Origin of the sequence: Flavobacterium jejuense (assembly GCF_006491595.2) — a bacterium.
Taxonomy (GTDB): domain Bacteria; phylum Bacteroidota; class Bacteroidia; order Flavobacteriales; family Flavobacteriaceae; genus Flavobacterium; species Flavobacterium jejuense.
In genome coordinates this window covers 222,439-238,125 of record NZ_VEVQ02000001.1, presented here as the reverse complement: position 1 = coordinate 238,125, position 15,687 = coordinate 222,439, and the positions used below count along the sequence as shown (strand labels likewise).

Annotated in this window: 12 protein-coding genes; 10 read left to right on the top strand and 2 right to left on the bottom strand. The window is 28.0% G+C overall.

Annotation, left to right across the window (positions count from 1 at the left end; all coding sequences use genetic code 11):
• The first annotated feature begins 170 nt into the window (after positions 1 to 170).
• The 6 genes from thrA (at position 171) to FIA58_RS01050 (ending at position 9,107) form a co-directional block, all read left to right on the top strand.
• Positions 171 to 2,618, top strand: coding sequence for a bifunctional aspartate kinase/homoserine dehydrogenase I (gene thrA, locus FIA58_RS01075; RefSeq protein ID WP_140959139.1), 2,448 nt, complete (start codon positions 171 to 173; stop codon positions 2,616 to 2,618).
• Between the two features lie 6 nt (positions 2,619 to 2,624).
• Positions 2,625 to 3,545, top strand: coding sequence for a homoserine kinase (locus FIA58_RS01070; RefSeq protein ID WP_317167859.1), 921 nt, complete (start codon positions 2,625 to 2,627; stop codon positions 3,543 to 3,545).
• A 42-nt stretch (positions 3,546 to 3,587) separates the two neighbouring features.
• On the top strand, positions 3,588 to 4,877 hold the full coding sequence (gene thrC, locus FIA58_RS01065) for a threonine synthase (protein WP_140959135.1): 1,290 nt from the start codon (positions 3,588 to 3,590) through the stop codon (positions 4,875 to 4,877).
• Between the two features lie 128 nt (positions 4,878 to 5,005).
• On the top strand, positions 5,006 to 5,866 hold the full coding sequence (locus FIA58_RS01060; protein WP_140959133.1) for a L,D-transpeptidase: 861 nt from the start codon (positions 5,006 to 5,008) through the stop codon (positions 5,864 to 5,866).
• A gap of 123 nt (positions 5,867 to 5,989) precedes the next feature.
• Positions 5,990 to 7,072 (top strand): glycine cleavage system aminomethyltransferase GcvT, encoded by a 1,083-nt coding sequence (gene gcvT, locus FIA58_RS01055; protein ID WP_140959131.1) that lies wholly within the window; start codon positions 5,990 to 5,992, stop codon positions 7,070 to 7,072.
• Between the two features lie 7 nt (positions 7,073 to 7,079).
• A complete protein-coding gene (locus FIA58_RS01050) occupies positions 7,080 to 9,107 on the top strand; it encodes a S41 family peptidase (RefSeq protein ID WP_140959129.1) in 2,028 nt (675 codons plus the stop codon).
• Between the two features lie 116 nt (positions 9,108 to 9,223).
• Here the strand turns inward: FIA58_RS01050 and FIA58_RS01045 are convergent, their stop codons facing one another.
• Entirely contained in the window at positions 9,224 to 9,616 is a 393-nt protein-coding gene (locus FIA58_RS01045) for a response regulator (RefSeq protein WP_140959127.1), read from the bottom strand.
• Positions 9,613 to 12,450 carry a PAS domain S-box protein gene (locus FIA58_RS01040; protein WP_140959125.1) on the bottom strand — a complete coding sequence of 946 codons (2,838 nt, stop codon included), beginning with the start codon at positions 12,448 to 12,450 and terminating at the stop codon, positions 9,613 to 9,615. Before FIA58_RS01040 ends, FIA58_RS01045 begins: the two co-directional genes overlap by 4 nt.
• A gap of 203 nt (positions 12,451 to 12,653) precedes the next feature.
• Here FIA58_RS01040 and FIA58_RS01035 point away from each other — a divergent pair, with 203 nt between their 5' ends.
• The 4 genes from FIA58_RS01035 to FIA58_RS01020 all read left to right on the top strand — a co-directional run bounded on the left by FIA58_RS01035 (position 12,654) and on the right by FIA58_RS01020 (position 15,674).
• Positions 12,654 to 13,373 carry a YebC/PmpR family DNA-binding transcriptional regulator gene (locus tag FIA58_RS01035; RefSeq protein WP_140959123.1) on the top strand — a complete coding sequence of 240 codons (720 nt, stop codon included), beginning with the start codon at positions 12,654 to 12,656 and terminating at the stop codon, positions 13,371 to 13,373.
• A 222-nt stretch (positions 13,374 to 13,595) separates the two neighbouring features.
• Complete coding sequence (locus tag FIA58_RS01030; protein WP_140959121.1) at positions 13,596 to 13,865, top strand: ArsR/SmtB family transcription factor; 270 nt, start codon at positions 13,596 to 13,598, stop codon at positions 13,863 to 13,865.
• A 47-nt stretch (positions 13,866 to 13,912) separates the two neighbouring features.
• On the top strand, positions 13,913 to 14,944 hold the full coding sequence (locus FIA58_RS01025; RefSeq protein ID WP_140959119.1) for an LLM class flavin-dependent oxidoreductase: 1,032 nt from the start codon (positions 13,913 to 13,915) through the stop codon (positions 14,942 to 14,944).
• 76 nt (positions 14,945 to 15,020) lie between these two features.
• The gene (locus tag FIA58_RS01020) at positions 15,021 to 15,674 is read left to right on the top strand and encodes a TetR family transcriptional regulator C-terminal domain-containing protein (protein ID WP_140959117.1); all 654 of its coding nucleotides are present in this window, start codon (positions 15,021 to 15,023) and stop codon (positions 15,672 to 15,674) included.
• The last annotated feature ends 13 nt before the right edge of the window (positions 15,675 to 15,687 follow it).

Here is a 15,687-nt window from a genome sequence, read left to right as displayed (position 1 = left end):
ATAACAAAAAATCATATAAGATCCTTTTTCCAACCATTACTCCGGTTGGCTCTTTTGTTATTACAACAATTATTACCCCGTAGGGGTATACTCTATTACATATAATCCCATATTATATATTTTTCATTCGAAAAATAAATTTTTAATTCTATTTTTATAAATAAACAATCATGAACGTATTAAAATTTGGTGGAACATCTGTTGCCAATGCACAAAATATCTCTAAAGTAATTGAAATAGTTACAAAAAAATCACAAAACAACAAACTAATAGTTGTAGTATCTGCTTTAAGCGGTATAACAGATTTATTACTTTTAGCATCTAATACAGCTGCAAAAAAAGACAAGAATTATAGTAAACAATTAAATTTGATTAAGACTAAACATTTAGAAGTTGTAGAAGCGTTAATTACATCTGATAAAAAAAATGACTTAGTTGTAATTTTAGACGAAGAATTAGAACAGTTAAAAACGTTACTTGATGGTTGTTTTTTATTAGGTGAGTTAACTCCACGCACTTTAGATATTATTTTGAGTTTTGGAGAATTATTATCTTCACAAATTATTGCTGTAGCACTTGAAAAAAAAATCCCATCTTCTCTCTTTAAAGATAGTAGGGAAATAATAAAAACAAATGCAAACTTTGGAAAAGCAACAGTCGATTTTAAAATAACAAATACATTAATTCAAAATTACTTCAAAGATGTAGAAGCAGCTGTAGTCCTTTTACCTGGTTTTATAGCATCATCAATTAATGGCAACACAACAACACTAGGACGTGGTGGTTCTGATTATACAGCCTCTATTTTAGCGGCTGCAGTAAATGCATTTTCTTTAGAAATTTGGACCGATGTAAATGGAATGTTTACAGCCAACCCAAAAATTGTGAAACAAGCCCAACCTATAGCTTCTATATCTTATCAAGAAGCTATGGAATTATCTCATTTTGGTGCTAAAGTTTTATATCCACCAACTATACAACCTGTACTAAATTCAAATATTCCCATTTGGATTAAAAACACTTTTGAACCAGAAGCTTTTGGTACATTAATTTCAAATGACTCAAAAACTAATGGAAATCCTATCAAAGGAATTTCTCATATAGAATCTATTGCGCTTATAACAATTGAAGGATCTGGCATGATAGGTGTTTCAGGATCTTCTAAACGCTTATTTGAAACGCTTTCAAATCATAAGATAAATGTTATTTTTATCACTCAAGCATCATCTGAACATTCAATTTGTATTGGAATACAAAATCAAGATGCTGAAGAAGCAAAATTAGCAATCGATACAACTTTTGAAATCGAAATAGCTCAAAACAAAATTGAAGCCTGTGTTGTAGAGAAAGATTTGTGTATTGTTGCATTAGTAGGTGAAAATATGAAAAATCACCAAGGTTTAAGTGGAAAAATGTTTAGTACTTTAGGTAAAAACAATGTCAATATTCGTGCTATTGCTCAAGGTGCTTCCGAAAGAAATATTTCAGTAGTTATAGCTAAAAAAGATGTCCAAAAAGCATTAAATACATTACACGAACGTTTCTTTGAAGACAACACGAAACAATTGAATTTATTTGTTATGGGTGTGGGTAATGTAGGTGAAAAATTCATTGATCAAATTTATCAACAAAAGAAATTTTTAAAAGAAAACTTAAAACTAAACTTAAGGGTTATTGCTTTATCGAACTCCAGAAACATGTATTTTGATGAAGAAGGAATTGCGCTAAAAGATTGGAAGCAATTATTAAACGAAGGAGAAAAAGCTGATAGAAATGAATTTATTACTAAAACAAAGACATGTAATTATCGTAACAGTATTTTTGTTGACATTACAGCTAATAATGAAGTAGCCACTATTTATGACCAATTTTTAACAGATAACATAGCCGTTGTTACTTGTAATAAAATTGCCGCATCTTCTCAATATGATAATTATAAAAACTTAAAGAATTTATCAAGAAAATTCAATGCTCCCTTTTTATTTGAAACTAACGTTGGTGCAGGTTTACCAATAATCGACACCTTAAAACACCTTATCGTTTCAGGAGACAAAGTCCATAAAATTCAAGCTGTTTTATCGGGAAGTTTAAACTTTATCTTTAATAATTTTAGTGAAAGTTACTCGTTTCATGATGTAGTAAAAGAAGCAGGTATACAAGGTTTCACAGAACCAGATCCAAAAATTGATTTAAGCGGAATTGATGTAGCTAGAAAAATACTAATACTAATTAGAGAAAGTGGTTACAAAATGGAAATTGAGGATATTATAAACAATTCCTTTCTTCCCGAAGAATGTATGTTGACTTCAAATAATGAGGATTTCTTCGCTTCTTTAATTAAGCACACATCACATTTTGAAAATTTATTAGCTCAAGCCAAAGCAAAAAGTAGTCGATTAAAATTTGTTGCCACATTTGAAAACGGTAAAGCTAGTGTTGGTTTAGAGTTCATCCCATCAGATAGTCCTTTTTATAATTTAGAAGGGAAAGACAATATTGTTCAGTTTTACACGGATAGATATGTTGATCAACCCTTATTAATAAAAGGTGCTGGTGCTGGTGCAGCAGTAACAGCTTCAGGTATTTTTGCCGATGTAATTAGAATTGGAAATGTATAACAGAAAATCATGGAAATAAAAATATTCTGCCCAGCAACAATAGCCAATTTAAATTGTGGATTTGATATTATGGGTTTATGTCTTGAAAATATTGGTGATGAAATGATCTTTAGAAAATCAGTAACAAAAGGTGTTCAAATTACCAAAATAACAGGTGCTAATTTACCTTATGAAGTAACTAAAAATGTAGCTGGTGTTGCAGCATTAGCTTTACTAAATACTGTTGAAAATAATTTTGGTATAGAAATCGAGATTCACAAAAAAATAAGAGCAGGAAGTGGTATTGGTAGTTCTTCGGCAAGTGCTGCTGGAGCTGTTTTTGGTGTTAATGAACTATTAGGTAAACCACTTTCTAGAAATCAGTTAGTCGATTTTGCTATGAAAGGTGAAGCCATTGCCAGTGGTAGTGAACATGCCGATAACGTTGCTCCTTGCCTATTGGGTGGTTTTACTTTAGTAAGAGGTTACAACCCCTTAGATGTTATTAAAATTGCTTCTCCTAGTGAATTATATGCTGTTGTATTACATCCGCATATTGAAGTTAAAACTGCTGATGCAAGAGCGGTACTTGAACCAACTGTTCCTTTTAAAAACGCAATTACACAAACTGGAAATTTAGGAGGGTTAATTGCCGGTTTATTTACAAATGATTACGAGTTAATAGGTAGATCTTTAAATGATGTTTTAGTAGAACCTTTTCGAAAACAACTCATCCCGTATTTTGATGATGTTAAAATTGCTGCCATACAAAGTGGTGCTTTAGGTGCTGGAATTTCTGGTGCTGGACCTTCAATTTTTGCTTTGTGTAAAGGAGAAAATTTGGCTAAAGAAGTTGCAAAAGCTATGCAAAACAGCTATTCCAGAACCAATATCCCTTTTGATTTCTATATTTCAAAAGTAAATGAACAAGGAATAAAAGTTATCTAAAGTCATAAAATATATTATAAAACTTACAACATACAGTTCACAATGAAATACTATAGTCTAAACAATAAAAATCACCAAGTTTCTTTTGAAGAAGCTGTTACTAATGGATTAGCACCAGATAAAGGTTTATATTTCCCAATAGAAATTCCAAAATTACCTCAAGCATTTTTTGATACTATTGAAAGTTTATCCAATATTGAAATTGCTTTTGAGATAATCAGACCTTACGTTGGCAATGAAATTCCAGAAGATGAATTAAAAAAAATTGTTACTGAAACTTTATCTTTTGAATTTCCATTGGTAAAAATAGAAGAGAATGTCTTTTCATTAGAACTATTCCATGGACCAACGATGGCTTTCAAAGATGTTGGAGCACGTTTTATGTCGCGATGTATTGCCTATTTTAATAGAAATAAAAATCAGAAAAACATCGTGTTAGTTGCTACATCCGGAGATACTGGAGGAGCTGTCGCTAGTGGATTTCTTGATGTAAAAGGAGTTGATGTAGTCATCCTCTACCCTTCTGAAAAAGTAAGTGACATTCAAGAAAAACAATTGACCACATTAGGACAAAACATAACAGCTTTAGAAGTTGATGGAGTTTTTGATGATTGCCAAGACATGGTTAAAAAAGCTTTTTTAGATGAAAGTTTAAAACATAAAAACTTAACTTCTGCCAATTCTATAAATATTGCTCGTTGGTTACCTCAAATGTTTTATTTCTTTTTTGCCTATAAAGAATTGAAAAAAAACAATAAACCCTTAGTTACTTCTTGTCCAAGTGGCAATTTTGGGAATATTTGTGCAGGGATAATCGCTAAAAAAATGGGATTATCTATCCAACATTTCGTAGCTACAACAAATGCCAATGATACGGTTCCAAGATTCCTAGAAAATGGAAAATATGAACCTAAACCTTCAATTGCAACAATTTCAAATGCTATGGACGTAGGTAATCCAAGTAATTTTGTTAGAATTCTAGAAATGTATGATCATGATTTGACAGCATTCGAAAAAGATTTCTCCTCATATACTTACAATGATGAAGAAACCAAAGTAGCAATGAAAGAGATTTATACAAAATCTAATTATATAGCAGAACCGCATGGTGCTGTAGGCTATTTAGGTTTAATAAAAGAATTAAAAAATCATCCTGAAAGTATTGGTTTTTTCTTAGAAACTGCTCACCCCATTAAATTTTTAGATGTAGTTGAACCTATTTTAAAAATCAAATTAAGCATCCCAAAACAAATAGAAAGTGTGCTAAATAAAGAAAAAAAGAGTATAAAAATTAGTACTTATAATGATTTAAAAAATCACCTTTTAAAATAATCTAAAAAAAATTATATAACTAATTTTAAAAATCATGTAAAACAAAAAGCTAGTATTTTTTTCAATTTTACATAATAATAATTGACATGGAATATTTCATTTTAATATTATGTCTAAAAAAATAAAATATGAAACGAATTACTGGCTTTATACTATTATCTACATTTATCCTTACATCATGTAACAAAGAGGAAACAATTCCTAATGCTACGCTTAAAAGAACAATTCCAGAAAGAAAAAAACCTAAAAGTTTTACCTATTCTTACTTGGATATAAAAAAGGTTAATATAGATTCACTAAAACAAGAAGAATTAGATATCATTCTAGGAGTAAACAGAATGGATGAAACAAATATAAAGAAAACAGACTCTATATTAGTTCCAACTGATTTATCTGGTGATATTACTTATTATTTACCTTTCCCTTTTGAAATAAAAGCGTTGGATTCTGTAAAAAAAATTATCTTTTTCTCTTATCCAAGTGAAACATTTGCAACCTATGAGTATGGCATTTTAACACATGAAGGCCCTACAAATATGGGTAAAGAAATAGCTTTAACTCCTACTGGATTATTTTTTACCAATTGGAAAGCAAAAGAAACTATAAGCACTGTAAATGATGAATGGCATTTAAAATGGAATTTTAATATTGCAAATGGACTTGGAGTAGGTTTTCACCAATATGAATTACCTGGTTATCCTGCTTCTCATTCTTGCATGCGTTTAAGGGAAAAAGATGCAAAAATGCTTTATAATTTTGCAGAACAATGGGTGTTAGAAAATGAAGATTCTGTTAAGGTAAAAGGAACTCCAGTCATAATTTTTGGAAAATATGATTTTAAAGCACCAAAACCTTGGTTAGCGCTAAAAACCGATCCAAATGCATTAAAAACAACTGAAGATGAATTAAATAGAATAATAAAACCACATATAAAAACAATTAAGAAAGAGGAAAAAATAAGAGATGCGTATACAACAAATAAAAATTAAAAAAATAATTAAGAAAAAGAAAAGTTCACTCCTCCTTTAAAAATGCTTGACAGAATATAATGTTCTATCAAGCATTTTTATATCTAGTAATTTTAATTAATTTAGCACCACAAAATTTAAACGATGAAAAATACAGCTTTATCACACATTCACGAGAGTTTAGGAGCAAAAATGATTCCTTTTGCAGGTTATAATATGCCTGTTCAATATGAAGGAGTTAATGCAGAACATGAAACCGTAAGAAACGGTGTTGGTGTTTTTGATGTTTCTCACATGGGAGAATTTTTATTAACTGGAGAAAATGCATTAGCATTAATACAAAAAGTAACTTCAAATGATGCATCTGTTTTAGAAATTGGTCGAGCTCAGTATTCTTGTCTACCAAATAAAGATGGTGGAATTGTAGATGATTTAATTATATATAGAGTTAAAAAAGAGCAATATTTATTGGTAGTTAACGCATCAAACATTGAAAAAGATTGGAATTGGATTGCTGACCAAAATGATTTAGGTGTCGAAATGAAAGATTTATCTGACGAGTACTCTTTATTAGCTATTCAAGGTCCTAAAGCAGTAGAAGCGATGCAATCTTTAACTTCAGTTGATTTATCTGCAATTAAATATTATCATTTTGAAGTAGCCGATTTTGCTGGAATCGAACATGTAATTATTTCTGCAACAGGTTATACTGGTTCTGGAGGATTTGAAATTTATTGTAAAAATACTGAGGTAGAACAAATCTGGAACAAAGTATTTGAAGCAGGAGCATCCTTTGGTATACAACCAATTGGTTTAGCTGCAAGAGATACTTTGCGCTTAGAAATGGGCTTTTGTTTATACGGTAATGATATCAATGATAGCACTTCACCATTAGAAGCGGGTTTAGGTTGGATAACCAAATTCACAAAAGAATTTACCAATTCTGAAAATTTAAAAAAACAAAAAGAAGCTGGTGTTTCTCGCAAATTAGTTGCTTTTGAAATGGTCGATAGAGGAATTCCTCGTCACGATTACGAAATTGCAGATGCTAACGGCAATGTAGTAGGAATTGTAACTTCTGGAACACAATCACCATCTTTAGGAATTGCAATTGGTTTAGGATATGTTCCAACTTCTTTATCTACTGTAGATTCTGAAATTTATATTAGAATCAGAAATAAAGATGTAAAAGCTAAAGTGGTAAAATTACCATTTTATAAAAAATAGTTCTAAAATGAAATTACAGTTATATGCTTTCTTGTTTTTTATACATTTTATTTTCTCTCAAAATAAACAAGAAAATGGTATAACTATTTTTAAAATAAATACTCTTATACAAGACTATCATTACCAACCAAAACTGGTAGATGATAGTCTTTCTTTATATGTTTTTAATTCAATTATTGAAAAGTTAGATAGAGAAAAAAATGTTTTCTTACAGTCTGAATATGATCTTTTATCCAAACACAAATACAATATTGATAATTATATATTAGATAAAAAATGTGCCTTTCTAGATGAAATAGCTATTTATTACAAAAAAGGATTAGAAAGAAAACTAAAACTAATTGAGTTTTTAGAAAAAGAAAACATTTCGCTTACAACAAAGGATACTTTATTTTTTACCAAACGTGAAAATAATTTTTACAAAGATGAAGAAGGAATTAAACGCATTTTAAAAAAATTAATTACTTATGAAACTCTAAAAGATATTGCTCTAATTAGTAAAAATAAAGATTCATTAAAAATGCATTTTATTGAGTTGTCGAACAAAGCAAAAATAAAAACGTTTGACACCTATAAATGTAAAATTCTAAATCTTTTAAAAGATGAAAAAGCATTTGAAGAGGAAATAAAGAATACTTTTTTTAAATCGTTTTGTAACTACTTTGATCCACATACAGATTATTTTTCTTATGATGACAAATCCAGTTTCCTTTCTAATGTAAGTTCTAATAACAGTTCCCTAGGTTTGCTATTTGATGCTAATGAAAATGATGAGATTTTTGTCAATGAGATTATTCCTGGTAGTTCGGCTTTTGAAAATGACAAAATTGAAACTGGTGATCAAGTACTTAAGATTAAATACAGAGAAGATGAGTTTTCTGTGAGTTGTAGTTCTATAGAACAAATATCAAATTATATAGCCTCTGATAATTACAAAGAACTTGAAATTACCTTTCGAAAAAAAAATGGAGAAATTTTCAGTGCTCTCATAGAGAAAAAAATAATGAAAGCTATTGAAAACTCTGCCTATAGTTATGTTTTAAATCAAGAAAATAATTTTGGATACATTAAAATTCCTAGCTTCTATTCTACTGAATTCAGTATAAACACATTATCAAATGATGTAGCCAAAGAAATTATAAAGCTAAAAGAAGATAAAGTAAAAGGATTAATAATTGACTTGCAATACAATGGTGGTGGAAATGTAGATGAAGCTATAAAATTAGCAGGAATGTTTATTGATGCTGGTCCAATAGCAGTTGCAATAGATAATGAAAAAAACCAAACTATTTTAAAAGACTATAATAGAGGTGCTATTTTTAATGAACCCATAGTTGTTTTAGTCAACGGAATGTCTGCATCAGCAAGTGAATTATTTGCAAATGCTTTACAAGACTATAAAAGAGCTATTATTATAGGAAATCCTACATATGGAAAAGCAACAATGCAAAGTATTATTCCTGTGGAAGACTCTAATTTAAATAAAGATTTTATAAACTTAACCATACAAAAATTCTATAGAATAACTGGAAAGAGCCATCAAGCAACAGGTATAATTCCTGATATAGAATTACCTTATTTATTTGAACATATTGTTCCGAAAGAAAGTAGATATAAAACTGTTTTAAATAATGATGAAATTATAACAAATACGCGTTACAAAGTATATAATAATGATTTTTCTGAAATTATAGCTTCGAGTAAAACTAGAATAAACACTAATTCTTATTTCAAAAAAATTCTAGCTATCAATAAAGACATTGATTCTTTTGTAAACAATAAAGAAGATAGAGTTGTAGTATTAACATTTGATGGAGTTTTTAAAGAAATTAATGAAACTTCCTTTATTTTTGACAAAGTAAACGAACTTACCAAAGAAAAATTTGATTTTTCAGTAGAAAAAAACACGTATGATATCGAGAATACTACCGTTAATGATTATTCAGAAAAGTATTTACAAAAACAAAAAGAAGAAATTCAATCAAGTGCAGTTGTATTTGAAGCATTAGAAATACTAAATAATTTAATCAAATAATTCATAAAAATAGAGTACGATTAAACAATTGAAATCTTTGTTAAAAAAGAAAGATTTAAAACAGATCAATTTACTTATAATCCTGATAATATAGCACTTATCAATTTTTCTGTATTTTACAAAGCTATTTTCAATAAATCTTCAAGAGAAATTGGTTTTGTCAAGTATCCTTTTATATCTGGATTATTATCTACTTTTATTTTATCCTCATGAGCAATAGAAGAACTTGACATAAAAATTTTTATATTTTTTTCTTCAATTTTTGGTTTTAAAGTATCTATTTCTGACATAAACTCCCAACCATCCATTAAAGGCATTTCAATATCTAGAAGAATTATATCTGGTAATTGAGTCATTAAATTCAGCTCATTTTTCAGTGCTATTGAAGCTTCTTCTCCATTTGAAAATGTTTTTACATTTTCAAATAAATCAGTTTTAGCTATTAACTTTTGAATAACAAATTTATAAATTGAATCATCATCAATTATCCATATTGATTTTTTTTTCATAAAATATAGATTTTAAAAGTTGTTCCAATATTAAGCTCACTTTCAACAGTAATACTTCCTCCCATAGCTTCAATTTGGTATTTAGTTATAAATAATCCAATTCCTTTTGAATCATTATTTGCACTAAAAGTTTTATACATCCCAAAAATTTTATCTTTATTTTTCTCTAAATCTATTCCAATACCATTGTCAGAAATCTCAATAAATTTTCTTTCTTTTTCAATCTGATATTTTATAGTTATGATTGATTTTCGTTCTTTGTGACTATACCTTATACCATTAGAAATAATATTAAAAAGTATACTTTCCATGTAAGCTGGATTATAATTTATTTCAATATCATTAGGAATTTCATTAATAATAGTTACATCATTGGATTTAATATTGTTCGACAAAACTTTTAATGTTACCTCAACATAATTTACTAAATTTATCTTTTCTATTGATAATGAAAGATTAGTTTGAATATTTACAACTTCATTTAAATTTGTCATAGTATCATTCAAAGAATTTGACACCGATTTTAACAAACCTAACATCTCTTCTCTTTCTTCCTTATTTTCAGTAGTTTCTATCAAACCAATTAATGAACTAATATTACTAGTATGAGATCGTAAATTATGTGAAACAATATAAGAAAAATTTAAAAGACGCTTATTTTGTTCAGAAACCAAGTTAAAAGAATTATTTAAATCTTTTTCGATTTCTTTATTTTTAGTTATATTAATCATAATTCCTCTTAAACTAACAGCTTTATTGTTATTACTAACAACATTTACAATATCTCTCAACCAAATTACTGAACCATCTTTAGCAATCATTCTGTATTCAAAATCATGATCTAAATTATTATTTGTTTTTTCAGAACAAAAATTAATAACATTTTCTCTGTCTTCATGATAAATGTGATCTTTCCAGAAAGTTCTATTAGACAACCACTCTTCTGCTGTATATCCTAAAATATTTTCAACTTTCTTGCTAATAAATGTAAATTCAAAAGTTATAGCATCACATTCCCAAACAATTCCATCAATTGTATTAATTAAAGATTCTATCCTTTTTTGTGAGTTTACTCTTATTTGTTCATTAATTTTCCGGTCTGTTATATCTTCATTAGAAACTATTACCCTACTTAAAGATTTTTCATATCCTCTAATTATATTCCATCTTAAATCAATATTTCTTAATTCGTCATCAGATGTTCTAATTACTGTATCAAGTGCATATTGTTTTTTTCCTTGAGTAATCGCAATTAGTTGATTTTTAAAATCTAAAAATGATTTCACGTTAAATAATGCAGACTTTGTTGGAATAAGATCATTTATAGAATCTACTTTATATAGATTTAAACATGCTTTATTTGCATTATTTAGTTTTATTAATGAATAAGCTTCTTCTACTTGACTTCTATTCTGATTTAAATAATTATTTACATAGTCAGAATCTTTATCCATTAAATTTAACTTTTCAAGATATAATTTTACCTTGGAAAAATCTTCTTCTCTTAGAGGTAAAGGAGAGTCTTCAAACAGGCTTTTAAAATGATTTTCACTCTTTTTTATTAACTTTTCCGTTTCCTTTTTCAATGTAATGTCCTCTACAATTGAAATTAATGTAAACTCTTTAGAATTATTAATTAATAAAGGTGCAACTGTTAAATTTACCCATATCAATTTCCCTTCCTTTGTAAAATATCTTTTTTCCATAGAGTATTGCTGAATAGCTCCATGGTTTATTTTTTCCAATAATTCCAAATCTTTATCTAAATCTTCAGGATGTGTAATAGATTGAAAGTCTTTGTCTTTCATTTCATTTTCGGTATACCCTAAAAGCTTACAAAATTTCTCATTAATTTCAATAAACTTTCCCGTTGAACTATCAACATTTGCTATTCCTATTGCTGCTTGTTCAAAAATAGTTTTGAATTTTAGCTCACTATTAATTAATTTATCCGCTTGATCATATACTAATTGTTGTAATTGTTCAGGTTTTCTTAATAACAAAACAATAAAAAAAGTAACTATAAATGCTGATAGAAATCCTAAAAAAACATTAAATAAAAAATTATTAGTTAAAGCACTTGCCTTTTTATCAATTACATATAAATTCCAATCACCATCTGGAATAAAACTACTTACGTAATTATCCTTTTTAAATTTCACCTTTTGAGGTAAAAAATAAACCTCTTTTGAAGTAGTTGGACTTATCTTTGATAATTGAAAACTAAAATTTTTATTATTTATAGCATTTATTCCAGAAGTTTCCAAAAGTCTATCCATTTTTATAATAACTGCAGAAAAGCCCCAAAATTCATTCTTTAAATAGACAGGAAGTCTTCCTACTATCGCTTGTCCACCTTGTTTTAATTCAAATGGTCCTGCAAAATACATTTTTTGAGTCTGAATAGATTTTAATGCTTCATCTTGAAGTAATTTAGAATTTAAAATATCCAATCCCATTGCTTCTTCATTACCAATCATAGGATAAGTATACTTAATGACTCCATTTGGCACCATTTGAACAGCATTTATACTACTATTAGATTCTAAAAGTTTTCTGCCTATTAAATTAAAATCTTGTGGAATACCTTCATTATCTATTGTTAAGGCTAAAGTAAGGACAGTTGTATAACAATTTTTAAGAGTTTGATCTATATTTTGAGAAATCGCATTTAACTTGTTAGTCATTTCTATCCTTCTATTTTCTTTATCAATCTTATATTGTTGAAAAGCAATATAAGTAAAAACTAAAAATAAGCTAACAAATACTATAATTCCTGAAGTTCTTGGTCTTTTAAAAAACCAATTAATTAAATTGTAACTATTTTTACCCATTCATTTTATATTTATAAAGATTTATCTGGTAATACTATAAAATTATTTAAAAAAAATGGATTATTTGCATTTAATCTTTTATACCTCTAATAATATAATTATTCAATATAAGTTTAAACTTATATATTCGTCGTTTATTCTTTAACTAATTTTGATATTGATTGTAAAAAAATTATTTTTGCTCAGATTAAAACAATTTAGAAATGGGAAGAGCATTTGAATTTAGAAAAGCACGCAAAATGAAACGTTGGTCTGCAATGGCAAAAACGTTTACAAGAATAGGAAAAGATATTGTTATTGCTGTTAAAGAAGGTGGTCCAAGTCCAGAATCTAATGCAAGATTAAGAGCTGTAATACAAAATGCAAAGGCTGCAAACATGCCTAAAGAAAATGTAGAACGAGCTATTAAGAAAGCATCAGACAAAGATACTGCAAACTATAAAGAAGTTTTATTTGAAGGATATGCTCCTCACGGAATAGCCATTCTTATTGAAACAGCTACAGATAACAACAATAGAACCGTTGCTAATATTAGGAGTTATTTTAATAAATGTAATGGTACTATGGGAACACAAGGTTCTGTAGAGTTTATGTTTGATCATACTTGTAATTTTAGAATTCCAGCTGAGGGTCAAGATGTAGAAGAATTAGAACTAGAAATGATTGACTTTGGTGTAGAAGAAATTTTTGCAGATGAAGATGGTATTTTAATGTATGCTCCTTTCGAAAGTTTTGGTGCTATTCAAAAAGAATTAGAAAACAGAGGATTAGAAATACTCTCATCTGGATTTGAAAGAATTCCTCAAGTAACCAAAGAACTAAATGAATCGGAAGCGGCTGACGTTGAAAAATTATTAGAAAAAATAGAAGAAGATGATGATGTGATGAATGTTTATCACACCATGCAAGAAAGTGCAGAATAAAATCAATTTATAACTACACAAAAACTCTGAGAATTTCTCAGAGTTTTTTTTATCTACTAAGTTTAATAATAATATTTAAGAATCATCTTAAAATAAATTAAAATAATTTTAGATGTATTTGGCATTTCAAGAGAGGATTTCACCTCATTCAAAAACAGTATAATAGCAAAAACCAATATTAAATTCATACATTTGCATATATCAATATAAAAACAGAGTGTTTTGGAATTAAAACAAGTAGAAAAAATAGCAAAGGCATTGAGTGATATTAACAGACTTAAAATTTTACAACATATGCAAAGACATCAAGGAAAGATGGAATGCAATGAAACTTGTTCACTCTTAAATCTTGCCCAACCATCTATTAGTCATCACATCAAAAAATTAGTTGAATCAGAATTAATAAACCAACATAAAGAAGGTCGTTATTATAACTATTCTTTAAATGATAAGGTTTGGGAAGCTTATTTAAATACATTAAAAAAGTTATGAGCTTTTTTATTTAAACAATACATTGAAACTTTTAAATATATAAATATATAAAAATGAAACAAACTGCATATTCAATTTTAGAACTTGCAATAGTTACTAAAGGACATACAATAAAAGAGGTTTTTGAAAATGCTACTATTTTGGCTCAAAAAGCTGAAAAATATGGCTACAAACGATTTTGGTTTGCAGAACATCACAATATGGCAAGTGTCTCTAGTAGTGCTCCATCAATATTAATTGGTCACATAGCACAAGCAACAACAAAAATAAGAGTTGGATCTGGAGGAATTATGCTTCCAAACCACTCTCCTCTCATTGTTTCTGAACAATTTGGAACATTAGGGAATTTATACCCGAACAGAATTGACTTAGGACTAGGAAGAGCTCCTGGTACAGATCAAGAAACTGCACATGCAATTAAATCAGATTTTTTTAAAGCTGCTCAATCATTTCCTGAAGAAATAAACAAAATTGAAGCTTATTTTTCAAACGAAAATAAAAATGAAAAAGTTAGAGCAACCGTTGCAGAAGGCGTTAATGTTCCTCTTTACATCTTAGGATCTAGCACAGATAGTGCTCATTTAGCCGCAAAAAAAGGATTACCTTATGCGTTTGCTAGTCATTTTGCAACAGCTCAACTATTTAATGCTCTTGACATTTATAGAAATGAGTTTAAACCATCTAAGAATATAGAAAAACCATATATAATTGCTGGAGTTAATATCTTTATTGCTGATACAGAAAAAGAAGCTCAAAAAATGGCTACCTCTTTTATAAAAATGATTGTTGGTTTATTAACTGGTAAAAGAAAAGATTACTTAGAAGAGCCATCTGAGATGAGTGCTGAATTGGAAGAAATATCACAACATCCTTCGGTACAACAAATGATTAAATATTCCTTCATTGGAAATAAAGAAAAAGTTAAGAAACAAATAAAAGATTTCATTGGGCAAACTAATATTGATGAACTTATTGCTGTTACTAATGTATATGAAAGTAATGATCGCTTAAAATCTTATAAATTGTTTGCAGAAATTATGAAAGAATTAAATGAAAATAATAAAGAGAACTACTTATAAAATTTATATTTTGTTTAACTATTTTTAATTAATTGATAAACAATATTTCCGTATCTTTGAGTTAAAATAAATTGCTATGGCAAAGAAAATAAACCTCAGTAAAGAACTAATCTTATCAGAATATTCAAAATTTATATTAACAGAGGGGGGAAAACCTAGCTCTATTTACCTTTTCTGTAAAGGACTCAAAATAGAAGAAAATGAATTTTATCAATTTTTTACTAGTTTTGAACAAATTGAAGAAACTGTATTCACTTCTTTTTTTGAAAATACAGTTAAATTACTCAACTCAAGTGAAGAATATGCCACTTACGATGCAAAAACGCAGTTGTTAAGTTTTTATTTTACTTATTTTGAACAAATGACTGCTAATAGAAGTTTTGTGATTCATTTGCTTCATGAAGACAAAAACCAACTTAAAAATCTTAAAAAACTAAGTAGTTTAAGAATTCTTTTCAAAGATTTTGTTGATTCATTAGAAATTGAACCTTTAAAAATTCCTCAAGAAACTATTGAAAAAATCCAGCAAAAAAGCATTTCTGAATTAGCTTGGGTTCAATTTTTAATGACGTTTAAGTTTTGGATAGATGATACTTCTTCTTCTTTTGAGAAAACAGACATATTCATTGAAAAATCAGTTCATGCTAGTTTCGATTTAATGGATATGACTCCTTTGAAAAACATTATTGATTTTGGTAAATTTCTTTGGAAAGAGAAAGTAAAAATGTAATATTATTAAATAA

What these genes read in the sequence shown, in the direction of transcription:
- thrA (WP_140959139.1), top strand. Translation starts at nt 171, where the DNA reads ATGAACGTATTAAAATTTGGTGGAACATCTGTTGCCAATGCACAAAAT.
- thrC (WP_140959135.1), top strand. Translation starts at nt 3,588, where the DNA reads ATGAAATACTATAGTCTAAACAATAAAAATCACCAAGTTTCTTTTGAA.
- FIA58_RS01060 (WP_140959133.1), top strand. Translation starts at nt 5,006, where the DNA reads ATGAAACGAATTACTGGCTTTATACTATTATCTACATTTATCCTTACA.
- gcvT (WP_140959131.1), top strand. Translation starts at nt 5,990, where the DNA reads ATGAAAAATACAGCTTTATCACACATTCACGAGAGTTTAGGAGCAAAA.
- FIA58_RS01050 (WP_140959129.1), top strand. Translation starts at nt 7,080, where the DNA reads ATGAAATTACAGTTATATGCTTTCTTGTTTTTTATACATTTTATTTTC.
- FIA58_RS01045 (WP_140959127.1), bottom strand. Translation starts at nt 9,616, where the DNA reads ATGAAAAAAAAATCAATATGGATAATTGATGATGATTCAATTTATAAA.
- FIA58_RS01040 (WP_140959125.1), bottom strand. Translation starts at nt 12,450, where the DNA reads ATGGGTAAAAATAGTTACAATTTAATTAATTGGTTTTTTAAAAGACCA.
- FIA58_RS01035 (WP_140959123.1), top strand. Translation starts at nt 12,654, where the DNA reads ATGGGAAGAGCATTTGAATTTAGAAAAGCACGCAAAATGAAACGTTGG.
- FIA58_RS01020 (WP_140959117.1), top strand. Translation starts at nt 15,021, where the DNA reads ATGGCAAAGAAAATAAACCTCAGTAAAGAACTAATCTTATCAGAATAT.